The sequence below is a fragment of the Streptomyces sp. NPDC051740 genome (assembly GCF_044453165.1).
GTDB lineage: Bacteria > Actinomycetota > Actinomycetes > Streptomycetales > Streptomycetaceae > Streptomyces > Streptomyces atrovirens.
Window position 1 is genome coordinate 1 of record NZ_JBITCL010000033.1, and the last position, 21,524, is coordinate 21,524.

The following is a 21,524-nucleotide window of genomic DNA, read 5'->3' on the forward strand; positions in this document are numbered from 1 at the left end:
ACCTTCCTGAGCACCGCCGAGCAGCAGGGCGTCAGCCCCGAACTGCTCTCCCCCTACTTCGCGTTGATGCGCCGCCGCCTGTCCGAGGGCAGCGGCGAGGAAGACCTGACGGGCGTGATCGACCTCCTCGTGCGCTGACCGGCGTTCCCCCGCTCCTTCGGCGGACTCGCGGGCGCCGGCGAGTGCGGCGGTGACGGAACGGACCTGCTCGCAGCCGGTCACCGCGAGGAAGGCGGGCGCGCGGCCGCAGGACTTCACGCCGGCCAGGTGGACGTCCCTCTCCGGGCAGCGCGACCCGCCCCCGCCGCACCACGACACCCGGCACCGGAAACACCGCTCACCCGCCCGACGGCTGCCCGGCCACACCCCCCACCGTGAACCCGGTCACCGTCCCCCCGCCCTCCCGCCGGAAGGCGTACGGCGCCCCACCATGCGCGAGCGCCACCTCCCGCACGATGGACAGCCCGAGCCCCGACCCCGGCAGGGACCGCGCATCAGCGGCCCGGTAGAACCGGTCGAACACCCGGACCAGATCGTCATCGGCGATCCCCGGCCCCCGGTCCCGCACCTCCACCCGCACCGCCCCCGCCCGCGCCGGCCCCGCGACACGGATCTCCACGGGAGCACGACCCCCCCGGTCGAACTTCACCGCGTTCTCGACGAGATTCGACAGCGCCCGCGTCAGCATCCCCGGCCGCCCGTCGGTCGTGGTGTCACCACTCGCCTCGACCACGATCTCCCGCCCGGTACGGCGCCGCGCAAGACCCGCCACCTCCTCGGCGACATCCGCGAGGTCGACCCGCCGCGGCGGCTCGGTGTCGGACTGCCCGGCCGCGAGGTCGACGAGTTCGTTGACGAGGTCGGTCAGCTCACGGGCCTCCTGCGTGAGGTCGGCGACGAGCTCCTCACGGGTGCCGGGCGGCAGCTCGTCGATGCGGCGCAGCAGGGAGATGTTGGTGCGCAGCGAGGTGAGCGGCGTACGCAGCTCGTGCCCGGCGTCCTGGACCAGCCGCCGCTGGTCCTCCTCGGACTGGGCGAGCCGCCCCAGCATCCGGTCGAAGGCACGGCCGAGCCGCCCCACCTCGTCGTAACCGGCCACCGGCACCTGGATGCCCAGCCGCCGCGTACGGGCGACGGCCTCGGCGGTGTTGGTGAGGACGACCAGGCGCCGGGTGATCCGCCGGGCCACCCACCAGCCGAACAGCCCCGCCCCGACCACCACCGCCGCCATCAGGATCAGCGTGCGCCGCTGAAGCGCCCGCAGCAGGTCCTCGGTGTCGCTGAACTCCTGCGCGACCTGCACCGCGCCCCGCTCGTCGCCCAGCGCGACGGTCGCCACCCGGTAGACGTCGTCGCCGACGTCGACGCCCGCGTGCACGACCACCCGCCCCGCGGTCGCGTCCCCCGCGACCCGCCGGTCGGCGTCGACCACCGGCAGGCCGGGGTCGCCGGGGTCGAAGACACTGCCGTCGGGGCCGAGCACCTGCACGTCGGTCCGCGCGGGCCGTACGAGATCGTGGCCGGGCGCGGCGGAGGAGAAGTCGAGCGGCGACATCCGGTTCTCCCGGACCTCGTCCCGCAGGTCCTGCACGACCTCGTCGAACACGGACTGCTGGTCCACCCGCACCAGCCGGGCGGCCGCGTTGTACGACAGGATCCCGACCAGCACGGTGACGGTGGCGGTCACCGCGGCGAACGCCACCGCGAACGTGGTCCCCAGCGACAGCAGCCGCAGCCGCCTCGGGGAGACCGGCCGCCCGTACGACACTCAGCCCTCCCGCAGCACGTAACCCACCCCGCGCACGGTGTGGATCAGCTGCGGCGCGCCGGGCTCGTCGAGCTTGCGGCGCAGATAGCCGACGTAGACGGCGAGGTTCTTGGAACCGGGGCCGAAGTCGTAGCCCCAGATGCGGTCGTAGATGGTGGAGTGGTCCAGGACGATGCCCGCGTGGCGGATCAGCAGCTCCAGCAGCTCGAACTCGGTGCGGGTCAGCTCCAGCTCCCGCCCGCCCCGCCAGGCCCGGCGCGCCTGCGGGTCCATGCGCAGCCCGGCCGCCTCCAGGAACCGGCCGGGGGGCTCCGGCCTCGTCTCCACGACGGGCTCGGGCACCGGGTCCGGGGCCGGTGCCACCCTGCGCAGCAGCGCGCGCAGCCGGGCGAAGACCTCCTCGACGTCGAACGGCTTGACGACGTAGTCGTCGGCGCCCGCGTCAAGGCCCGCGATCCGGTCGGCGGTCTCCACCAGCGCGGTCAGCATCAGCACCGGCGTGCGGTCGCCCTCGGCGCGCAGCACCCGGCACACCTGGAGCCCGTCGATGCCGGGCATCATCACGTCCAGGACCAGCACGTCGGGCCGGCTGCGGTGGGCCTGCGCGAGGGCCTCGACGCCGTCGGCGACGGCCGTGACCCGGTAGCCCTCCAGGGTGAGGGCGCGCTCCAGGGCGTTGCGGATGGCGCGGTCGTCTTCGGCGAGCAGAAGGGTGTGCGGCACACGCCCAGTCTGCCAACCGCCACCGTCCCGCGGCCCCGGTGGACGGCACCGGGGCCCGCTTCTTACCCCGCTCTCACCCGGTGGGCCGCAGCGCCGCGAGCCGCTCCTCGAACGGGGTGACCTCCTCGAAGGAGTCCCGCCGGGGCAGCGGGCGGGCGGTGGCCGGCCCGGCCGTCAGCGCCACCAGCTCCCCGGCCGCCCGCTCGACACGCCCGTCCAGCCCCTCGGCGCCCCAGTCCTCGGAGGCGGCGTAGACGCCGGTCGGGACGACGACCGCCTTGAGGTGGGAGAAGAGCGGACGATGGGGGTCCCCCCGCGCGAGCGAAGTCGAGCGTGGGGGAGTGTGGTCCAGCACCAGCGAGTGCCGCGCCGTACCGCCGGTCGCCGCGATCAGCACCGGCTTCCCGGCGAGCGCCTCGGGGTCACTGACGCTCAGCGCGTCGAAGAACGACTTGAACAGCCCGCTGTACGACGCCGAGACGGCATCGAGGCGCGCCTCCGGCACGACCGGCGTGACCACGATCAGCCCGTCGGCCCCGGCCACCGCGTCGAACGCGCCGGCCAGCGCCCGGCCCGGGAAGCCGTTGGTGAAGTTGTGCGCGATCTCCACGGCGAGGTCGCGCAGCTCGACCACCTGGACGTCGACCGGGGCCTGCGCGGCGGTCGCGGCGGCCGGCCGGTCGCCCAGCAGCCGGGTGGAGGACGGGACGCCCAGCCCCGCCGAGACGACGACGAGCTTCATGCCCGCGCTCCTTCCTCGTCCTTCGCACCGGCCGGCAGCGAACCGTGGGTGGGCGCGTCCGGCACGTCGGCCGGGCGGTCCTTGGCGAACTCCTTCCGGAGCACCGGCACGACCTCCTCGCCCAGCAGGTCGAGCTGCTCGAGGACGGTCTTCAGCGGCAGACCCGCGTGGTCCATCAGGAAGAGCTGGCGCTGGTAGTCACCGGCGTACTCGCGGAAGGACAGCGTCTTCTCGATGACCTGCTGCGGGGAGCCCACCGTCAGCGGGGTCTGCTCGGTGAACTCCTCCAGCGAGGGCCCGTGCCCGTAGACCGGCGCGACGTCGAAGTACGGCCGGAACTCGCGCACCGCGTTACACGGACGCAGTGCACGAGGACGGGCACGTCATGGCAAACAAGCGTCTGCCTCAACGTGCCCGTCCTCGATTGCGCCGAAAAGATCCGATACAACTCGGTCCTTGGGCACACTCCCCGCCAGGGGCCAGAAGATGTTGTTTTGACCTCCTCCGCTCGCCGAAGCGGACGGATTTCAGCCCAGGGGCTGGGGTTCACGAGCGCTCGACCGCTGACGCGACGTCACCCCTCCGGCAGGCCCTGCCGCGACGCTCCTGACTGGAGCACCGAAACAATATCATGACCATGTGTTACCACATCACTTCATTACGTAACGTCCATCGCGCCGAACACCCTCGCCGAACCAGGGATAGACCGGCCCGGGGTTCCCGCGCCCCACCATCAGGCCCACCCGGCCGTCGGCCAGGTGCTGGAGCATCGCGAAGTCCTCGGCGATTTCCACCGGGGCGTTGGTGGTGATCAGGGTGGTGGAGGTGGACAGGACCAACTTCTCGGTGCGGGCCGCGATGCAGCCGAGCATGGTGATCGGCGAGGACGGCACGAACGGGGGCGATGCTCCCTGGTCGCGAAGACGTCCAGGCTCACCTACTCGGCCTTCAGCGCGATGGCGACCATGGCCTTGATCCGCTCGCGCTCGGTCGGCGTACGCCCCGTGGTCGGGTCGGGCGTGACATCCCCGACGCTGAAGATCCCGAACTGCATGGCCGCCCACCCTCCAGGTTGTTGACGGTTTAACTATGCCCCTGGAGCGGCCCCCGCCCCTCTCCTATTCCCCTCCCCCGCCACCAGCGCCGGCCGCCCCGCATCCCGCACCCCGCCTTCCGCCCTCCGCCCTCCGCCCTCCGCCGGCCGCGTGTGCGCCTTCACCGCCTCGGCCGCCGGATACGCCTCCCCGCCCCGGAGCGTGAGCATCTCCTCGTCCCCCAGCCGCACCGGCCCCGCCGGCAGCCCGCCCCGCACCAGGCACCGTCCACCAGGCGACCCCCCGCGTGCGAGGCTGCCCGCATGCCGATCCTCCGCTCCGCCGCCCTGTTCGTCCTCGCCGCCGTACTGGAGATCGGCGGCGCCTGGCTGGTCTGGCAGGGCGTGCGCGAACACCGCGGCTGGATGTGGGCGGCCGGCGGCGTCCTCGCCCTCGGCGCCTACGGCTTCGTCGCCACCTTCCAGCCCGACGCCCACTTCGGCCGCGTCCTCGCCGCCTACGGCGGGATCTTCGTCGCCGGCTCGATCCTGTGGGGCGTGGTCGCCGACGGCTACCGCCCGGACCGCTGGGACATCACCGGCGCACTGGTCTGCCTCGCCGGCATGGCCGTGATCATGTGGGCCCCGCGCAACGGCTGACGGCCTCCCGCCTCCGGAGCCGCCGCCCGCCCCCGCCTATGCTGGCCGCACAGGTCCCGCCACGCACCAGCCCGCCCGAGGAGCAGCCCATGGCCACCGCCGTACCGCCCGCCGCGTCCCGTATCGCCGTCGTCACGGGTGCGAGCAGCGGAATCGGCGCCGCCACGGCCCGCCGCCTCGCCGAGGCCGGCTACCGCGTCGTCCTCACCGCCCGCCGCAAGGACCGCATCGAGGCCCTCGCCGAGGAGATCACCGCCGCCGGCCACGCGGCCACGGCCTACCCGCTCGACGTCACCGACCGCGCCGCCGTCGACGAGTTCGCCACCGCCTTCAAGACCGTCGGCGTCCTCGTCAACAACGCCGGCGGCGCACTCGGCGCCGACCCCGTCGCCACCGGCGACCCGGACCAGTGGCGCACGATGTACGAGACGAACGTCCTCGGCACCCTCAACCTCACCCAGGCCCTGCTCCCCAAACTGGACGCCAGCGGCGACGGCACGGTCGTCGTCGTCTCCTCCACCGCCGGCCACGCCACCTACGAGGGCGGCGCGGGCTACGTCGCCGCCAAGCACGGCGCCCACGTCCTCGCCGAGACCCTCCGCCTGGAGATCGTCGGCCGCCCGGTGCGCGTCATCGAGATCGCGCCCGGCATGGTCAGGACCGACGAGTTCGCCCTCACCCGCTTCGACGGCGACACGGAGAAGGCCGCCAAGGTCTACCAGGGCGTCGCCCAGCCCCTCACCGCGGACGACGTCGCCGACACCATCGCCTGGGCGGTCACCCGCCCGCCCCACGTCAACATCGACCTGCTGGTCGTCCGCCCCCGCGCCCAGGCCTCCAACACCAAGGTCCACCGGGAGCCCTGATGCCCGACGACACCGAACAGCGCCGCCTGGCCCTGGAGAAGAAGCGCGAACGCTACGTCTGGTACTACCTCGGCTACTTCCTCTTCGGCATCCACATCGTGGCCTTCGTCATGATCTACGCGGTGACCCACGCGAAGTAGCGGGCCCCGGACGGGGCCCGCTCTCCTTGTCACCTCGTCGCGTCAGCCCTTCACGCAGACGACCTGCTTCAGCTTCGCGACGACCTCCACGAGGTCCCGCTGCTGGTCGATGACCTGCTCGATCGGCTTGTAGGCGCCCGGGATCTCGTCCACGACGCCGGAGTCCTTACGGCACTCCACGCCCCGCGTCTGCTCCTCCAAGTCCTTCGTCGAGAAGCGCCGCTTCGCCGCGTTGCGGCTCATCCGCCGGCCGGCGCCGTGCGAGGCCGAGTTGAACGAGGCCGCGTTCCCGAGGCCCTTCACGATGTACGAACCGGTGCCCATCGAACCGGGAATGATCCCGAACTCCCCGGAGCCGGCCCGGATCGCGCCCTTACGGGTCACGAGCAGGTCCATCCCCTCGTACCGCTCCTCCGCCACGTAGTTGTGGTGACAGGAGATCACCGGCTCGAAGGTCACCTTCGCCTTCCGGAACTCCTTGCGGACGACCTCCTGGAAGAGCGCCATCATGATCGCGCGGTTGTACTTCGCATACTCCTGCGCCCAGAAGAGGTCGTTGCGGTACGCCGCCATCTGCGGGGTGTCCGCGATGAAGACGGCGAGGTCGCGGTCGACCAGGCCCTGGTTGTGCGGGAGTTTCCGAGCGATGCCGATGTGGTGCTCGGCCAGTTCCTTGCCGATGTTGCGGGACCCGGAGTGCAGCATCAGCCACACCACATCCTGCATATCTATGCATACCTCTGCAAAATGATTACCCGAGCCCAGTGTTCCCATCTGCAGAACAGCCCGGCTCCGCCGGAATTTCACCGCATCCGCCACCCCGTCGAACCGTGACCAGAAGTCGTCCCAGCCCCCCGTCGGGAACTGGTACAGCCGCGTCGGATCGACCTCCTCGCGGTGCATGCCCCGGCCCACCGGAATCGCCTGCTCGATCTTCGAGCGGAGGCGGGACAGGTCGCCCGGCAGGTCGTTCGCCGTCAGGGACGTCTTCACCGCGGACATGCCGCAGCCGATGTCGACGCCCACCGCCGCCGGGCACACCGCGCCCCGCATCGCGATGACCGATCCGACCGTCGCGCCCTTCCCGTAGTGCACGTCCGGCATGACCGCCAGGCCCTTGATCCACGGCAGGGTCGCCACGTTCCGCAGTTGCTGGAGCGCGCCCTCCTCCACCGTCGCCGGATCCGTCCACATCCGGATCGGCACCTTCGCACCCGGCAGTTCCACGTACGACATAGCGTCCCATTCCCCCACAAGGCCAACAGAAGTCCTGAATCGCAAAACCGGCGCCAAGGTCGGTGAAAAGGGATGACGGACCGGCGTCCACGGCAGTGCGTGCGATACACATTGTCTGCAGGGGGCGCCCCCGTGCGGCAAACGATTAACCAGCGGGGACACTGGGGAGACCCGGCGGGCACCGGCCCGCACCCACCGTCGAGAGGATCCCGAACGTGCAGCGGAAGGCGTACGTACCCGGCGTCGCCGCGCTCCTGGTGGCCGTCCTGGCCGGCTGCACCGGCAGCCCGGACGACGGCGGCCAGTCGGACAACTCCAACCCGGGAAGCGCCGGTACGGCCACCCAGGCCGCCCAGCCCGGCAGGTACGCCACGCTCCCCGAGCCCTGCGGTGTGGTCGAGGACGCGACGCTCGACCAACTCCTGCCCGGCATCCGGGAGATGACCGACGAGGCGCAGCGCGAGAAGGCGTACGCGGGCGAGGCGACCCTCACGTACGACACCGACCGCAAGGTGGGTTGCCGCTGGAAGGTGGAGTCGACGGAGGCGACCGACCATCTGCTGGTCGACTTCGAGCGGTCCGTCTCCTACGACAACGCCGTCAGCGACGACACCCAGGCCGAGGAACTCTTCGCGGAGAAGCGGGAGGCGGCGCAGCTCCCGGAGCCGACGGTGACGGCCACGGAGTCCGCCACTTCGTCCATCGGCCCTTCCACGAGCCCGAGTTCGTCCCCCTCGTCCGGGTCGTCCGCCGCCGCCTCGCCGTCCGCCGCTCCTTCCGACCTCCAGCCCCGTCTGCTGGAGGACCTGGGTGAGGAGGCGTTCCTCGACGACGAGCTGAACAGCTCCGGTTCGACCGCCGAGCAGCGCACGGTGACTGTGGCGTTCCGCACGTCCAATGTGATCGTGACCGTCGAGTACGCGGAGCAGCCGGTGACCGTCGGGGTCGTCCCGGACAGCAAGGAACTGCAGGACAGGGCACGGAAACTGGCCTTGGAGCTGGCCGATTCGCTGAGCGGTTGAGCACTGTCCGGGGTCCCTTCGCCCTCCTGCGCGAAGCACGCGAAGGGCGGCCGCACGGGTGGCTCACCGCGTACCGTGACCCCTCGGACCCCGTTCCGACCGCAGGGAACACGAGCGTCATGAGTGAAGGAACCATGCAGCGACGAGTACAGCGAGACCCGCGATCACCGCGAGCGAAGCGCCTTGCCCGCGTCCTTGTCTGCGCGGTCGCCGTCCCCTTGGTCGTCGCCGGCTGCTCCTCGGACTCCGGCTCCGACGACGGCAAGGACAAGGGCGCCTCCGCCTCCGCCTCGCAGTCCGCGAGCCCGTCCCCGACGGTGCGGGCGGCGGTGTACAAGACGCTTCCGGAGCCGTGCTCGGTGCTGTCCGAGAAGACCCTGGACGACCTGGCGCCGAAGGCGAAGTCGGGCAAGGAGGGCTCTTCGGACGACGTCTCCACCCGGGGCAGCTGCTCCTGGAGCAGCCTGGACAACAACGGTGTGAAGGGTTCGCAGTTCCGCTGGCTGAACGTGTCGCTGCTGCGCTTCGAGTCGGACACCACCCGTGGTGCGGGTGACGAGCTCGCCCAGGAGTACTACGACAAGCAGGTGCGGGAGGCGCAGTCGTCCGAGGGTGCGAAGAGCACCAAGTCGGAGCCGGTCGGCGGGGCCGGTGACGAGGCGACCGCGGTGCGTTACGACCTGAAGAAGAAGGAAGGCACCTTCAAGCAGCAGACGGTCGTGGCACGCGTGGAGAACGTGGTCGTCACCCTCGACTACAACGGTGCCGGTCTCGCCGGTGACAAGACGCCGGACGCGGACGACCTGATGAAGGACGCGCAGAAGGCGGCCAAGGAGGTGGTGGCCTCGGTGACGAAGGCGAACGGCACGGGCGCCGCGCCGTCCGGGTCGGCGTCCGCTTCCCCTTCGGAGTCGGCGTCGAAGTCGGCCTCGAAGTCTCCTTCCACGTCTGCCTCGAAGTCCGCTTCGAAGGCGTCGAGCAAGAGCTGACCCGGCCCTGAACGGGAACCGGCCACCCGTCCCCCGCACACATGTGCCACTCTGTTGCGCGCAACAACACGCACTGGGAGGGGAGTACGGGTGGCCGCGCCACTGCAGCTGACACGGATGCACCGGGTTCTCATCGGCGTGGTCGTCTTCGGTGCCGTGATCATCGCCGGAATCGGCTTCGCGGGTTCGTACGCGGCCGTCCGTGAGCTCGCCCTGCAGAAGGGCTTCGGGAACTTCAGTTACGTCTTCCCGATCGGCATCGACGCCGGTATCTGCGTCCTGCTGGCCCTGGACCTGCTGCTGACCTGGATCCGTATCCCGTTCCCGCTGCTGCGGCAGACGGCGTGGCTGCTGACGGCGGCGACGATCGCGTTCAACGGCGCGGCGGCGTGGCCCGACCCGTTGGGTGTGGGCATGCACGGGGTGATCCCGATCCTGTTCGTGGTCTCGGTGGAGGCCGCCCGGCACGCGGTCGGCCGGATCGCCGACATCACCGCCGACAAGCACATGGAGGGCGTCCGGCTCACCCGCTGGATGCTGTCGCCGGTGCCGACGTTCCTGCTGTGGCGCCGGATGAAGCTGTGGGAGCTGCGCTCCTACGAGCAGGTGATCAAGCTGGAGCAGGAGCGCCTGGTCTACCAGGCCCGTCTCCGCTCCCGCTTCGGCCGCGCCTGGCGCCGCAAGGCCCCGGTCGAGTCCCTGATGCCCCTGCGCCTCGCCAAGTACGGCGTCCCCCTGGCCGAAACGGCCCCGTCGGGTCTGGCGGCGGCGGGCATAGAACCGGCCCTGATACCCCCGGCGCCGGCGCTCGAGGCGTCCGCGGACGCGGCCGCGGGCAGCTACGCCGACGCAGCCGCGGGCAGTCGTGCCGCTGGGGCGGCACGGGTGGGCGCGGCGGCACCTCACAGCGAGCAGCGCCTGGAACTCGAGGGCAAGCAGAACCCCGGGCCGCAGGAAGACACGGACCCGGACCAGAACCAGTGGCTCCACGCCCGGGACCCCCGCACCGTCGAGTACCACGGCGGCTACGACCCCACCTACGACCCCGACGAGGAGTACGCCCGCTGGTACGCGGAACAGCAGCAGGCCGAGCAGTACGAGGACCAGTACCAGGAAGAGCCACTCCCCCAGGAACCCTCTCCGGAGGAGACCGGCAGCTTCCCCATCCCGGTGGTCCCCGGCGGCCGCACCCGTGAGCTGGGCGACGGTGGCGGCACCCCCGTCACGGACCCGGACGAGGAGGCGTACTACCAGGTGTTCCGCCAGTCGATAGACGGCAGCTACCCCACGCCCCGCGTCCTCGGTGACAACATCCAGGCGACCTACGGCACGACGCTGAACCCGAGCGAGCTGAAGACCCTCGCCGAACGTTTCCAGCAGCGCCACACGGCGGAGCTGGAAGAGGACCACATCGCGTAAGGCGCGAACACGACGACAGGGGGCGCCCGGCCTACACCGGGCGCCCCCTGTCGTCGTACAGGCGTACAGGCGTACAGGCGTACAGGCGTACAGGTGGGAACTACTCCCCGAGCAGCACCCGCACCCGCTCCTGGCCCACCGCCAGCAGCAGCGTGGGCAGCCGCGGCCCCGTGTCCCGCCCGACCAGCAGGTGGTACAGCAGCGCGAAGAACGACCGCTGGGCGGTCTTGATCTCCGCCGGCAGTTCCTTGGGCGTGGCGTCGGCGGAGAAGCCCGCCTGGACCTTGGGCACGCCGTAGACGAGGTGGGTGAGTCCGTCCAGCGACCAGTTGTCGGCGAGTCCGTCGAGCAGCAGCCGCAGCGACTGCCGGCCCTGCTCGTCGAGCGACTTCAGCAGCTCGGCGTCGGGTTCCGCGCGGACGATGGTGCGCTGGTCGGCGGGGACGTGGGTGTTGATCCACGCCTCGGCCTTGTCGTAGCGCGGGCGGGCCTCGTCCAGGGAGCCCAGCGGGTCGGACGGGTCGAGCTCGCTCAGGATCCGCAGCGCCTGGTCCTCGTGCCCGGCGGTGATGTCGGCCACCGAGGCGAGCGTGCGGTACGGCAGCGGCCTGGTCGTCCGCGGCAGCTCACCGCTCGCCGTGCGCACCGCGCGGGAGTGCGCGGCGGCGTCGGCGGGCAGGGCGGAGCCGTCGGCGACCTTGGCGTCGAGGCGGTCCCACTCGTCGTAGAGGCGCTGGATCTCCTGGTCGAAGGCGATCTTGAAGGACTGGTTGGGCCTGCGGCGGGCGTAGAGCCAGCGCAGCAGCTGCGGTTCCATGATCTTCAGCGCGTCGGCGGGCGTGGGCACCCCGCCCCGCGACGACGACATCTTCGCCATGCCGCTGATGCCGACGAACGCGTACATCGGCCCGATCGGCTGCTCGCCGTCGAAGATCCCGACGATCTGCCCGCCGACCTGGAACGACGACCCGGGGGACGAGTGGTCGACCCCGCTCGGCTCGAAGATCACGCCTTCGTACGCCCACCGCATGGGCCAGTCGACCTTCCAGACCAGCTTGCCGCGGTTGAACTCGTTCAGCCGGACGGTCTCCGAGAAGCCGCACTCCGTGCAGGCGTAGGTCAGCTCGGTGGAGTCGTCGTCGTACGCGGTGACCGTCGTCAGGTCCTTCTCGCAGTTGCCGCAGTACGGCTTGTACGGGAAGTAGCCGGCGGCGCCGGAGCTGCCGTCGTCCTCGGCTGCGGCGCCGGAGCCCTCGGCGGCCTCCAGTTCGGCCTCGTCGACCGGCTTCTGCTGCTGCTTCTTCGCCGGGGCCTTCTTGGTGCGGTACTGGGCGAGGATCGCGTCGATGTCGGCGCGGTGCCTGATGGCGTGCAGGATCTGCTCGCGGTAGACACCGGAGGTGTACTGCTCGGTCTGGCTGATCCCGTCGAACTCCACGCCCAGCTCGGCCAGCGACGCGGTCATCGCGGCCTTGAAGTGCTCGGCCCAGTTCGGGTGCGCGGAGCCCTTGGGGGCGGGGACGGAGGTCAGCGGCTTGCCGATGTGCTCGGACCACGACTCGTCGACGCCGGTGATGCCGGCCGGGACCTTGCGGTAGCGGTCGTAGTCGTCCCAGGAGATCAGGTGCCGGACCTGGTGGCCGCGGCGGCGGATCTCGTCGGCGACGAGGTGGGGGGTCATGACCTCGCGGAGGTTGCCCAGGTGGATCGGGCCGGAGGGCGACAGCCCGGACGCGACGACCACAGGTTTGCCCGGGGCCCGACGCTCCGACTCCTCGATGACCTCATCCGCGAAACGGGAGACCCAGTCGGTGGTCTCGGTGCTCTGAGCCACGATCGGCACGTCCTTCTTTCTGCTCGGGCAGCCGGTACGGTCGCACGGCTGACCGCTCCATTCTCCCAGCAACGACGGCAACGGCGAAAACGCCTTTTCACCGGCGTCCCGAGGGGCGCGGGCCGTGTCGACGCGCGGCTCCGCCGCGCGGGCGCGGCCGGCCCCCGCGGCCCCGCGGCCGAGAAAACCGCTTCACCCCCCGTGGGATACTGACCGTGTCTATCTGAACCCACGAGGAGAACGGCACCCACTCCTATGGCCCCGGTCACATCGCTCACCGATCTCGTCAACCGGCAGCTCACGTCCGCCCTCTCGGCCACCGGGCCGGATGCGGACCCGCTGCTGCGACGAAGCGACCGGGCGGACTTCCAGGCCAACGGCATCCTCGCGCTGGCCAAGAAGGCGAAGGCGAACCCGCGGGAGCTGGCGACCGAGGTCGTCGCACGCATCGCCACCGGCGACCTGATCAAGGACGTCGAGGTCTCCGGCCCCGGCTTCCTCAACATCACCCTCGCCGACCGGGCGATCACCGAGAACCTCGCCGCGCGGCACGCGGACGGCGAGCGCCTCGGCGTGCCGCTGAAGGAGGACGCGGGCGTCACGGTCGTCGACTACGCCCAGCCGAACGTGGCGAAGGAGATGCACGTCGGCCACCTGCGGTCGGCGGTCATCGGAGACGCCCTGCGCGGCATGCTCGACTTCACCGGCGAGAAGACGATCGGCCGGCACCACATCGGCGACTGGGGCACCCAGTTCGGCATGCTGATCCAGTACCTGTTCGAGCACCCCGGCGAGCTGGCCCCGGCCGAGGACGTCGACGGCGAGCAGGCCATGTCGAACCTGAACCGGGTGTACAAGGCGTCGCGGGCGCTCTTCGACGCGGACGAGGAGTTCAAGGAGCGGGCCCGCAAGCGGGTGGTCGCCCTGCAGTCCGGTGACAAGGAGACGCTGGAGCTGTGGCAGCAGTTCGTGGACGAGTCGAAGGTCTACTTCTACTCCGTCTTCGAGAAGCTCGACATGGAGATCCGTGACGAGGAGATCGTCGGCGAGTCCGCGTACAACGAGGGCATGCCCGAGACCGCCCGCCTCCTGGAGGAGATGGGTGTGGCGGAGCGCTCCGAGGGCGCGCTCGTGGTGTTCTTCGACGAGATCCGCGGCAAGGACGACCAGCGGGTCCCGCTGATCGTGCAGAAGGCCGACGGCGGCTTCGGCTACGCGGCGTCCGACCTGACCGCGATCCGCGACCGCGTCGTCGACCTGCACGCGACCACGCTGCTGTACGTCGTCGACGTGCGCCAGTCGCTGCACTTCAAGATGGTCTTCGAGACGGCCCGCCGGGCCGGCTGGCTCGGCGACGACGTCACCGCGCACAACATGGGCTACGGCACGGTGCTCGGCGCGGACGGCAAGCCCTTCAAGACGCGTGCGGGCGAGACCGTGCGGCTCGAGGACCTGCTGGACGAGGCGGTGCAGCGGGCGGCGGAGGTCGTACGGGAGAAGGCGCGGGACCTCACCGAGGAGGAGATCCAGGAGCGGGCCGCGCAGGTCGGCATCGGGGCCGTGAAGTACGCGGACCTGTCGACGTCGCCGAGCCGCGACTACAAGTTCGACCTGGACCAGATGGTCTCGCTCAACGGCGACACCAGCGTGTACCTCCAGTACGCCTACGCCCGTATCCAGTCCATCCTCCGCAAGGCCGGCGAGGTCCGCCCGGCCGCCCACCCGGAGCTGGAGCTGCACGGGGCGGAGCGCGCGCTGGGCCTGCACCTGGACGCGTTCGGGGACACGGTCTTCGAGGCCGCCGCGGAGTACGCCCCGCACAAGCTGGCCGCGTACCTGTACCAGTTGGCGTCGCTGTACACGTCGTTCTACGACAAGTGCCCGGTGCTGAAGGCCGAGTTGCCGGAGCAGGTGGCCAACCGCCTGTTCCTGTGCGACCTCACGGCCCGCACGCTCCACCAGGGCATGGCCCTGCTGGGCATCCGGACGCCCGAGCGGCTCTGACGCGGCGGCGGAGCGGGGGGGCGTTGTCAGTGCCGGGACCTACAGTCACCGGCATGGCGACTCTCCCCAATCCGCTGCCCCGGCTGGCGGCCGACCCCAGCGGGCGTTCCCTCGGGCTGCGGCTGCCGCCCGGCAGGCTCGTCGACGTGACGGAGGACGGGCCGTGGCCCGAGCCGTTCCTGTGGCACGCCGAGAAACCCGCCGGGCCCGGCCAGTGGGCCGCGTTCGGCGGGCCGGCGGCCCGGGTGGGGCTGCTGCCGGTCCTCGTCGACCTGGGCGACGGCCAGGGCGGCCCGGAGAAGTGGGAGCTGTCGCCGGGGAACGCGTCCTACCCGGGCGACCACGACGCGGAGGACGTGCTCGCGGAGCACTGGGACGACCACCAGGACGACGAGGACGGGGAGGCGGGCGGCGGGCCGCCGGCGCTCCTCGCGCCGTTCGGCCCGGACTGGCCCGGTCTCGCCCCCGCGGGCCCGCTCACCATGGATCCCGGCACCTGTGCCGCCCGGCTCGCCGACGCGCTGTCCGACGGTCCGGGCGACTGGCCCCGTGCACCGCACCTGGCCCTCGTGCCGGCCCGCCGCTCCGCCGACGTACCCGCCGTGGTCGGCTGGTGCGGTCCGCTCGACCACGACGACGACGTGGCGCGGCTCTGCGCGGTCCTGCGTTCCTGGGAGGACCGCTTCGGCATACGGGTCGTCGCGCTCGGTTTCGACACCCTCGCCGTGTCCGTCGCGGCCCCGCCCGTCACCGCGGCCGACGCCGAGGCCCTGGCTGCGGAGCATCTCGCCTTCTGCCCGGACAACCTCGCCCACAGCCGCACCGTGGGCGCCTACGCCGAGACGCTGATCGGCGCCCGTACCTGGTCCTTCCGGTGGGACTGAGCGGCCGGCCTACGCCACCCCGAAGCCCCGGGCCAGCCTGCGCAGCCCCTCCGCGATCTCGTCCGGTGTCTGGGTGACGAAGCAGAGCCGCAGCGTGGCCCGGTCCGGCTCACCCGCGTGGAAGGGCGCGCCGGGGACGTACGCCACGTCGTGCCGGACCACGTCGGGGAGCAGGGCGGTGGTGTCGTACGGCTCCGGGAGGCGGGCCCAGAGGAACATGCCGCCCTCGGGGCGGGTCCAGGCCGAGCCGGCCGGGAGGGCGGCGGGCAGGCCCGCGAGCATCGCGTCCCGGCGGGCGCCGTAGGCCGCGGCGACCCGTGCGACGTGGGCGTCGAGGTCGTTGTCGGCGAGGTAGCGGGCCGCGGCGAGCTGGTTGACGGTGGGGGTGTGCAGGTCGGCGGCCTGCTTGGCGACGGCGCAGGCGCGGCGCAGGCCGGCGGGGGCGCGCAGCCAGCCCAGGCGCAGGCCGGGGGCCATCACCTTGGAGAAGCTGCCGAGCAGCACGGTGCGGTCCTCGGCGCCGGGGTGGGCGGCGATCCACGGGACGCGTTCGCCCTCGTAGCGCAGTTCGCCGTACGGGTCGTCCTCGACGATCCACAGTCCGCGCCGGGCGGCGACCTCCGCGACGGCGGCGCGGCGGGCGGCGGGCAGGGTGCGGCCGGTGGGGTTCTGGAAGGTGGGCACGGTGTAGAGGAGTTTGGGGCGTTCGCGCGCCACCAGTTCGTCCAGCGCGTCCGGGTCGAGGCCGTGCTCGTCGCCGGGGACGGCCACCACGCGTGCCCCGGCGAGGGAGAAGGCCTGAAGTGCCGCGAGGTAGCAGGGGCTTTCGACGAGGACCGTGTCGCCGGGTTCGAGCAGCACGGTGGCGAGGAGGGAGAGGGCCTGCTGGGATCCGGTGGTGACGATCAGGTCGTCGGGGGTGGTGGGCAGGGAGCGGGCGGCCGTGCGGGCGGCGAGGGCCGTCCGCAGCGCGGGCTCGCCCTCCGTCGTGGAGTACTGCAGGGCCCGCGCGGGTGTCTCGGCGAGTACCGCGCGGTAGGCCGCCGCGATGCCGTCGGTGTCGAACAGTTCGGGGGCCGGGAGCCCGCCCGCGAAGTTGATCACCTCGGGGCGGGCGGTGACGGCCAGGATGTCCCGTACGGGCGAGCCGCCGACCGTGCGGGCCCGTGCCGCGAACGGCGGCGTGGGGGCGAGGGCGGAGGTGGCGGGCTCGGTGACGGTCATGGCGCGGCTCCTCGGTCTGCGGTGACGACGCGTGCCCGCAGCCTAGGAAACTGCGTGCCCTCTACACGCGGCTTTCCGCGATCCGGACAGCCGGGCCCGTCCCGGCCCTTCGTGGCGACGGCCCCGTAGACGTTGATGTCGGCGTCCGCCACGTCGTCGATGTCCTCGTGGCGGACCCGCTCGACGGGGTCGAGGACCTCCGGGCAGGAAGCCTCCGGCCGTTCGGGGACGGCGGCCGGGTCCTTCAGGTCCGCGTCGACGCGGTCCGTACGCCCCTCCCGGATGTGCCTTGCCGCTGTCGGTCCGCCGCTGCGGCTCGGCGGGGCCCTGACCGGGCGCGTCACCGGTCATGGGCGTCTCCCTGGGGACTCGGACATCGGCCGGCGTTCAACCGCCCCACACGCGCGGCGATTCGATGGTGCCCGGTCGGTTCTAACCGATGTCCGTCGTGCCCTCCGGGACCCACTCCTCGCCGCCCAGCGGGAACTCGTACGCCGGGCGCCCGTTGTTGCCGCTGGTGCGGAAGGGGCGGCCCTTGTCGTCCACGGTGAGCGTGCCGCTGCGGGAGCCGCTGGACCACTTCAGCTCCAGGTACCAGCTCACGTCGTAGGCGGAGGCGTCGGCGGTGACGTAGTAGACCTCGGGGTCCGACTCGCTCACCGAGAACGGGAAGTCCCGCTGCCCGGACTCCGGGGTCACGACCGGGCGGGCGGCGTCGAGGGCGACCGTGAAGGAACGCGTGGGCACGCCGGCGCCGCAGCCCACGCCGGGGTAGCCCATCGCGAAGTCGTTCCAGGCCAGCGGCGAACGCTTGCCCGCCACCCGCACGTTGAGCTCTTCGACGACCACCGTCTCGTCCCCGGTCCCCTGCACGGTGAGCCGCACGTACTGCTTCTCCGACGAGACGGCCCCGAACGAGCTGACCCACGCCGTCGCGTCCTGCTCCGTCGGCGGCGGCTTCACCCCGCTCGCCGGCCTGTTGACCAGGTACCGCTGCGAGCAGGGGCTCTCCCATGCGTACGGTTCGGTCCGCACGGTCAGCGGTACGACGTTCGCGGCGCCGTCGTCCACCGGGGCGGTGGAGGCGGTGGCCGGGGTGCGGGGTGCCTCCTTCTCCTCCTTCGCGGAGGGGGACGGGGACGCGGAGGAAGAGGGGGAGGAAGAGACGGAGGCGGAGGGCGACGCGGTGACGTCCTCGTTCTTGCCCGCCCCGACGGTCGCGGATCCCACCGGGCCCTTCCGGTCGCTCCCGCCCCCGTCGTCGCCGTCCGGCATGCCCAGGGCGAACGTGACCCCACCGAGCACGGCGGCCACGGCGATCCCCGCGAGGACGGCGGTACGGGTACGGCGGCGGGGTCGGACACGGACCTCGCCGGGACCGGTGACCACCGGGATCTCGGCCTCCTGGGGCCCTGCTTCCGGGGTTCCCGCTTCCGGAGCCCTCGCCTCCAGGCGCTCTGCTCCCGGGGTTCCCGCTTCCGGGGCTCCTGCTCCCGGGGCCCCCGCCTCCAGGGACCCCGTTCCCGGGGCTCCTGCTCCCGGAGCCCCCGCCTCCAGGGACCCCGCTTCCGGGGCTCCTGCTCCCGGAGCCCCCGCCTCCAGGGACCCCGTTCCCGGGGCTCCTGCTCCCGGAGCCCCCGCCTCCAGGGACCCCGTTCCCGGGGCCCCCGCTTCCGGGCCCCCGGCCTCGGGCTGCCCGACTGTCGGCTGCCCGGCCACCGGACGGCCGTCTGCTGCCCGGGCCCGGACCGCCGCGTCCTCCGCCGGTTCACCGGCAGGTGCCGGTGCGCCCGCGGACGCCGCTCCCCCGGCGGGCGCCGTTCCCCCCGCGGACGCCGCTCCCTGCGACGGCGCCCCCTTCCGCCCCCGGGTCACATCCGCCAGCACCCACTTCCGGTGCAGCTCGACCAGTTCCTCGGGGCGCGCCTTGCACAACCGGGCCAGCCGTTCGACCGGCGCGTACTCCGTCGGCACCGCGTCCCCGTTGCAGTACCGGTGCAGGGTCGACGTACTCATGTGGAGCCGTTTGGCGAGCACCCCGTAGCTCAGCCCGGACCGCTCCTTCAAGATCCTCAACTGTGCGGCGAAATCCGCCGCGGCCGTGTTCTCCGACACTGTTCCTCCCGCCCCCGTGTTCCATTCCGCCGTTCCAGGGGACGGTCGTTTCCCCAGGTCACAGCGTTCCGCGCGTTCCAGCGTCCCGGATCCCCCGCCAGGTGTGGCGACCGGGACGGATCGGCGGACAAGCTCTGGTCATCCAAGCACGCCGCTCCCGGCTCCCGGTCGAGTGGCCACGCCGAACCCCTGAACCACGTAAAGGAATTCACCATGCGCACCTCTCGCATCCGCCTCGTCGCCGCCGCCGGAGCCGTCCTCGCCGCCCTCGCCCTCACCGCCTGCGAGGACGGCACGGGCACACAGGACGAGGGCGCCTCCCAGCCCGCAGGGGCGACGGAGAACGCCGAGACCCCCTCGGGCGGCTCCCAGGCGGACAAGGGCCGGAGCACCGGCGGCGGCACCGCGGAGCAGGACAAGGCCGGCGACAAGACCGGCGGCAAGGGGACGTCCGCCAACACCGGCGGGGACTCCGGCGATTCCGATGACCCCGGGGTCACCCGGCTCTCCTGCAACGGCTCCAACACCACCGTCGACGCCCAGCCGGTGTCCCGCCCCGTCAACCACATGCTGATCACGGTCAAGAACTCGGGTTCGCAGAACTGCAACCTCACCTACTACCCGGTGCTCCGCTTCGACGAGATGCAGTGGGTGCCGCAGCCCGTCGAGGCGTCGAAGCCGCAGGCCGTGGTCACCCTCGCCCCGGGTGAGACGGCGTACGCGGGCGTGCTCCTGTCGGCCGCCGACGGCAGCGGGGACGGCGGCACCACCGCCCACAAGCTCACCGTCGCCTTCCAGGGCAACACCCCGGACAGCGACGGCGGCCCGTCGGCCGTCCCGGCCCTGCCCGCGGACGGCGTGTACTACGACAGCAGCATGGCGGTGACGTACTGGCAGCAGTCGATGGACGACGCCCTCACCTACTGAACCCGCTGGACCTACTGGACGGCACCCAGCTTCTGGGCCACCTCGGTGGCCCAGTAGGTGAGGATGTTGCGCGCACCGGCCCGCTTGATGCCGGTCAGCGCCTCCAGGATCGCCCGGTCACGGTCGATCCAGCCCTTCTCGGCGGCGGCCTCGATCATCGAGTACTCACCGGAGATCTGGTACGCCGCCACCGGCACGTCCACCGAGTCCGCGACCCGGGCGAGGATGTCCAGGTACGGGCCCGCCGGCTTCACCATCACCATGTCGGCGCCCTCCTCCAGGTCGAGCGCCAGCTCACGCATCGACTCGCGGACGTTCGCCGGGTCCTGCTGGTACGTCTTGCGGTCGCCCTTGAGCGAGGAGCCGACGGCCTCCCGGAACGGCCCGTAGAAGGCGGAGGCGTACTTGGCGGTGTACGCGAGGATCGCCACGTCCTCCCGGCCGATCTGGTCGAGGGCGTCGCGGATGACGCCGATCTGCCCGTCCATCATCCCGCTCGGCCCGACGATGTGGGCGCCCGCGTCGGCCTGCACCTGGGCCATCTCCGCGTACCGTTCGAGCGTGGCGTCGTTGTCGACGCGTCCCTGCTCGTCGACGACCCCGCAGTGCCCGTGGTCGGTCGTCTCGTCGAGGCACAGGTCGGACATGACGAGCAGGTCGTCCCCGACCTCGGCCCGCACGTCCCGCAGGGCCACCTGGAGGATCCCGTCCGGGTCGGTGCCGGGCGTCCCGACCGCGTCCTTCTTGGACTCCTCCGGCACGCCGAACAGCATGATCCCGGAGATCCCGGCCGCCACGGCCTCCGCCGCCGCCTTCTTCAGGCTGTCCCGCGTGTGCTGCACGACACCGGGCATCGCCGCGATCGGCACGGGTTCGTCCGCGCCCTCGCGCACGAAGGCCGGGAGGATGAGGTCGGCGGGGTGCAGCCGGGTCTCGGCGACCATGCGCCGCATGGCGGGGGTGGTACGCAGACGCCGCGGCCGCGTGCCGGGGAAGGATCCGTACGTCGTCATACCACCTACGCTACGCCCGCCCCTCCCGTGCCTTTACCGACGCGGAGTCGGCCCGGAGCTCCGGGGCCGGTCACCGACGGGATACGGTGCTCGTCGCCCGTCATCACGCCACCCGAGGGGGACCCGACCGTGCACAGCGCCGCCGTAACGGCCGAGGGCGACCGCATCCGCTGGGTCGAGCTGCCCGGCCGGGACCCGGCCCGCGTCTACGTGCACGGACTGGGCGCCACCTCCCCCGCGTACTTCACCGCGAGCGCGGTCCACCCGCTCCTCGCGGGTCACCGCTCGCTCCTGGTGGACCTGCTCGGCCACGGCCACAGCGACCGCCCCACCTCCTTCGCCTACACCCTGGAGGACCACGCCGACGCGCTCGCCGCCGCCCTGCGCGCCGCCGACGTCACGGGGGCCGACGTGGTCGCCCACAGCATGGGCGGTTCCGTCGCCGTCGTCCTCGCCGCCCGCCACCCGGAGCTGGTGTCGCGGCTGGTCCTGGTCGACGCCAACCTCGACCCGTTGCCCCGGGTGCCCGGCGCCCTCGGCAGCAGCGGCATCGCGGCGTACCCGGAGGAGGAGTTCGTGGCCGGCGGCTGGCGCGAGGTCCGTGACCGCGCGGGTGCGCACTGGTGGTCGACGATGCGGCTGGCGGGCCTGGAGGCCCTGCACCGCAGCGCGTCCCACCTGGTCGACGGCACCGACCCGACGATGCGCGAGCTGCTGCTCGCCCTGCCGGTCCCCCGCACGTTCCTGTTCCCCGAGGCCGACGCCCCGTTCCCCGGCACGGACGGGCTGACGGCCGCGGGTGTTTCGGTGATCCCGGTCCCCGACTGCGGCCACAACGTCATGCTGGACAATCCGGAGGCGTTCGCCCGAGCCGTGGCGGAGGCACTGGCCCCGTAGGCCCAGAAGACCTCGTAAGTCCCTGGGT

19 protein-coding genes and 4 pseudogenes are annotated in these 21,524 nt (G+C 72.1%); 11 read left to right on the forward strand and 12 right to left on the reverse strand.

The window, feature by feature from the left end:
- Positions 1–138 (forward strand): annotated as a pseudogene (locus tag ACIA6T_RS33195) (NAD(P)-dependent oxidoreductase); the annotation flags it as partial.
- A 199-nt stretch (positions 139–337) separates the two neighbouring features.
- Here ACIA6T_RS33195 and ACIA6T_RS33200 read toward each other — a convergent pair.
- From ACIA6T_RS33200 to ACIA6T_RS33220, 5 genes and pseudogenes are all read right to left on the reverse strand, one after another.
- Positions 338–1,768, reverse strand: coding sequence for an ATP-binding protein (locus ACIA6T_RS33200; protein WP_399450235.1), 1,431 nt, complete (start codon positions 1,766–1,768; stop codon positions 338–340).
- The gene (locus tag ACIA6T_RS33205) at positions 1,769–2,491 is read right to left on the reverse strand and encodes a response regulator transcription factor (RefSeq protein ID WP_399450236.1); all 723 of its coding nucleotides are present in this window, start codon (positions 2,489–2,491) and stop codon (positions 1,769–1,771) included.
- Between the two features lie 73 nt (positions 2,492–2,564).
- Positions 2,565–3,233, reverse strand: coding sequence for a CE1759 family FMN reductase (locus tag ACIA6T_RS33210; RefSeq protein WP_399450237.1), 669 nt, complete (start codon positions 3,231–3,233; stop codon positions 2,565–2,567).
- Positions 3,230–3,586 (reverse strand): annotated as a pseudogene (locus tag ACIA6T_RS33215) (5,10-methylene tetrahydromethanopterin reductase); the annotation flags it as partial. The gene ACIA6T_RS33210 and the pseudogene ACIA6T_RS33215, both read right to left, overlap by 4 nt.
- Positions 3,587–3,915: 329 nt before the next feature.
- Positions 3,916–4,287, reverse strand: a pseudogene (locus tag ACIA6T_RS33220) (LLM class flavin-dependent oxidoreductase); the annotation flags it as partial.
- A 303-nt stretch (positions 4,288–4,590) separates the two neighbouring features.
- Here ACIA6T_RS33220 and ACIA6T_RS33225 point away from each other — a divergent pair.
- The 3 genes from ACIA6T_RS33225 (at position 4,591) to ACIA6T_RS33235 (ending at position 5,932) form a co-directional block, all read left to right on the forward strand.
- On the forward strand, positions 4,591–4,926 hold the full coding sequence (locus tag ACIA6T_RS33225; protein WP_399450238.1) for a YnfA family protein: 336 nt from the start codon (positions 4,591–4,593) through the stop codon (positions 4,924–4,926).
- Positions 4,927–5,015: 89 nt separating this feature from the next.
- On the forward strand, positions 5,016–5,792 hold the full coding sequence (locus ACIA6T_RS33230; protein ID WP_399450239.1) for an SDR family NAD(P)-dependent oxidoreductase: 777 nt from the start codon (positions 5,016–5,018) through the stop codon (positions 5,790–5,792).
- Positions 5,792–5,932 carry a hypothetical protein gene (locus tag ACIA6T_RS33235; RefSeq protein ID WP_179167260.1) on the forward strand — a complete coding sequence of 47 codons (141 nt, stop codon included), beginning with the start codon at positions 5,792–5,794 and terminating at the stop codon, positions 5,930–5,932. Before ACIA6T_RS33230 ends, ACIA6T_RS33235 begins: the two co-directional genes overlap by 1 nt.
- Before the next feature lie 42 nt (positions 5,933–5,974).
- On the opposite strand, the gene ACIA6T_RS33240 is transcribed toward ACIA6T_RS33235, so the two are convergent.
- Positions 5,975–7,168: an RtcB family protein gene (locus ACIA6T_RS33240; protein ID WP_399450240.1), complete on the reverse strand. Its 1,194-nt coding sequence runs from the start codon at positions 7,166–7,168 to the stop codon at positions 5,975–5,977.
- Positions 7,169–7,383: 215 nt separating this feature from the next.
- Here ACIA6T_RS33240 and ACIA6T_RS33245 point away from each other — a divergent pair, with 215 nt between their 5' ends.
- From ACIA6T_RS33245 to ACIA6T_RS33255, 3 genes are all read left to right on the forward strand, one after another.
- Positions 7,384–8,190, forward strand: a complete 807-nt coding sequence (locus ACIA6T_RS33245) for a DUF3558 domain-containing protein (protein WP_399450241.1) — start codon at positions 7,384–7,386, stop codon at positions 8,188–8,190.
- A 134-nt stretch (positions 8,191–8,324) separates the two neighbouring features.
- Positions 8,325–9,179 (forward strand): DUF3558 family protein, encoded by an 855-nt coding sequence (locus ACIA6T_RS33250; protein ID WP_399450242.1) that lies wholly within the window; start codon positions 8,325–8,327, stop codon positions 9,177–9,179.
- Positions 9,180–9,269: 90 nt separating this feature from the next.
- Positions 9,270–10,598: a DUF2637 domain-containing protein gene (locus ACIA6T_RS33255; RefSeq protein WP_399450243.1), complete on the forward strand. Its 1,329-nt coding sequence runs from the start codon at positions 9,270–9,272 to the stop codon at positions 10,596–10,598.
- A gap of 100 nt (positions 10,599–10,698) precedes the next feature.
- On the opposite strand, the gene lysS is transcribed toward ACIA6T_RS33255, so the two are convergent.
- Positions 10,699–12,441, reverse strand: coding sequence for a lysine--tRNA ligase (lysS, locus tag ACIA6T_RS33260; protein WP_399450244.1), 1,743 nt, complete (start codon positions 12,439–12,441; stop codon positions 10,699–10,701).
- Positions 12,442–12,687: 246 nt separating this feature from the next.
- Between lysS and argS the strand changes: the two genes are divergently transcribed.
- Both argS and ACIA6T_RS33270 read left to right on the forward strand, forming a co-directional pair.
- A complete protein-coding gene (gene argS, locus ACIA6T_RS33265; RefSeq protein WP_399450245.1) occupies positions 12,688–14,436 on the forward strand; it encodes an arginine--tRNA ligase in 1,749 nt (582 codons plus the stop codon).
- A gap of 53 nt (positions 14,437–14,489) precedes the next feature.
- Complete coding sequence (locus ACIA6T_RS33270) at positions 14,490–15,320, forward strand: DUF4253 domain-containing protein (RefSeq protein WP_399450246.1); 831 nt, start codon at positions 14,490–14,492, stop codon at positions 15,318–15,320.
- A gap of 9 nt (positions 15,321–15,329) precedes the next feature.
- Here the strand turns inward: ACIA6T_RS33270 and ACIA6T_RS33275 are convergent, their stop codons facing one another.
- From ACIA6T_RS33275 to ACIA6T_RS33290, 4 genes and pseudogenes are all read right to left on the reverse strand, one after another.
- Complete coding sequence (locus tag ACIA6T_RS33275; RefSeq protein WP_399450247.1) at positions 15,330–16,544, reverse strand: PLP-dependent aminotransferase family protein; 1,215 nt, start codon at positions 16,542–16,544, stop codon at positions 15,330–15,332.
- Positions 16,541–16,888, reverse strand: a complete 348-nt coding sequence (locus tag ACIA6T_RS33280; protein ID WP_399450248.1) for a hypothetical protein — start codon at positions 16,886–16,888, stop codon at positions 16,541–16,543. The genes ACIA6T_RS33275 and ACIA6T_RS33280 overlap by 4 nt, the downstream gene beginning before the upstream one ends.
- Positions 16,889–16,976: 88 nt before the next feature.
- Entirely contained in the window at positions 16,977–17,933 is a 957-nt protein-coding gene (locus ACIA6T_RS33285) for a hypothetical protein (RefSeq protein ID WP_399450278.1), read from the reverse strand.
- Positions 17,934–18,503: 570 nt separating this feature from the next.
- A pseudogene (locus ACIA6T_RS33290) lies at positions 18,504–18,659 on the reverse strand (helix-turn-helix domain-containing protein); the annotation flags it as partial.
- Between the two features lie 213 nt (positions 18,660–18,872).
- Between ACIA6T_RS33290 and ACIA6T_RS33295 the strand changes: the two are divergent.
- On the forward strand, positions 18,873–19,586 hold the full coding sequence (locus ACIA6T_RS33295) for a DUF4232 domain-containing protein (protein WP_399450249.1): 714 nt from the start codon (positions 18,873–18,875) through the stop codon (positions 19,584–19,586).
- An 11-nt stretch (positions 19,587–19,597) separates the two neighbouring features.
- Here ACIA6T_RS33295 and hemB read toward each other — a convergent pair whose 3' ends face one another.
- Positions 19,598–20,599: a porphobilinogen synthase gene (hemB, locus tag ACIA6T_RS33300; RefSeq protein WP_399450250.1), complete on the reverse strand. Its 1,002-nt coding sequence runs from the start codon at positions 20,597–20,599 to the stop codon at positions 19,598–19,600.
- Between the two features lie 129 nt (positions 20,600–20,728).
- Between hemB and ACIA6T_RS33305 the strand changes: the two genes are divergently transcribed.
- On the forward strand, positions 20,729–21,496 hold the full coding sequence (locus tag ACIA6T_RS33305) for an alpha/beta fold hydrolase (protein ID WP_399450251.1): 768 nt from the start codon (positions 20,729–20,731) through the stop codon (positions 21,494–21,496).
- The last annotated feature ends 28 nt before the right edge of the window (positions 21,497–21,524 follow it).

Bases quoted from the DNA above. Each gene is read 5' to 3' on its own strand.
- ACIA6T_RS33210 (WP_399450237.1), bottom strand. From the start codon at position 3,233: ATGAAGCTCGTCGTCGTCTCGGCGGGGCTGGGCGTCCCGTCCTCCACC.
- ACIA6T_RS33225 (WP_399450238.1), top strand. From the start codon at position 4,591: ATGCCGATCCTCCGCTCCGCCGCCCTGTTCGTCCTCGCCGCCGTACTG.
- ACIA6T_RS33230 (WP_399450239.1), top strand. From the start codon at position 5,016: ATGGCCACCGCCGTACCGCCCGCCGCGTCCCGTATCGCCGTCGTCACG.
- ACIA6T_RS33235 (WP_179167260.1), top strand. From the start codon at position 5,792: ATGCCCGACGACACCGAACAGCGCCGCCTGGCCCTGGAGAAGAAGCGC.
- ACIA6T_RS33240 (WP_399450240.1), bottom strand. From the start codon at position 7,168: ATGTCGTACGTGGAACTGCCGGGTGCGAAGGTGCCGATCCGGATGTGG.
- ACIA6T_RS33250 (WP_399450242.1), top strand. From the start codon at position 8,325: ATGCAGCGACGAGTACAGCGAGACCCGCGATCACCGCGAGCGAAGCGC.
- argS (WP_399450245.1), top strand. From the start codon at position 12,688: ATGGCCCCGGTCACATCGCTCACCGATCTCGTCAACCGGCAGCTCACG.
- ACIA6T_RS33270 (WP_399450246.1), top strand. From the start codon at position 14,490: ATGGCGACTCTCCCCAATCCGCTGCCCCGGCTGGCGGCCGACCCCAGC.
- ACIA6T_RS33275 (WP_399450247.1), bottom strand. From the start codon at position 16,544: ATGACCGTCACCGAGCCCGCCACCTCCGCCCTCGCCCCCACGCCGCCG.
- ACIA6T_RS33295 (WP_399450249.1), top strand. From the start codon at position 18,873: ATGCGCACCTCTCGCATCCGCCTCGTCGCCGCCGCCGGAGCCGTCCTC.
- hemB (WP_399450250.1), bottom strand. From the start codon at position 20,599: ATGACGACGTACGGATCCTTCCCCGGCACGCGGCCGCGGCGTCTGCGT.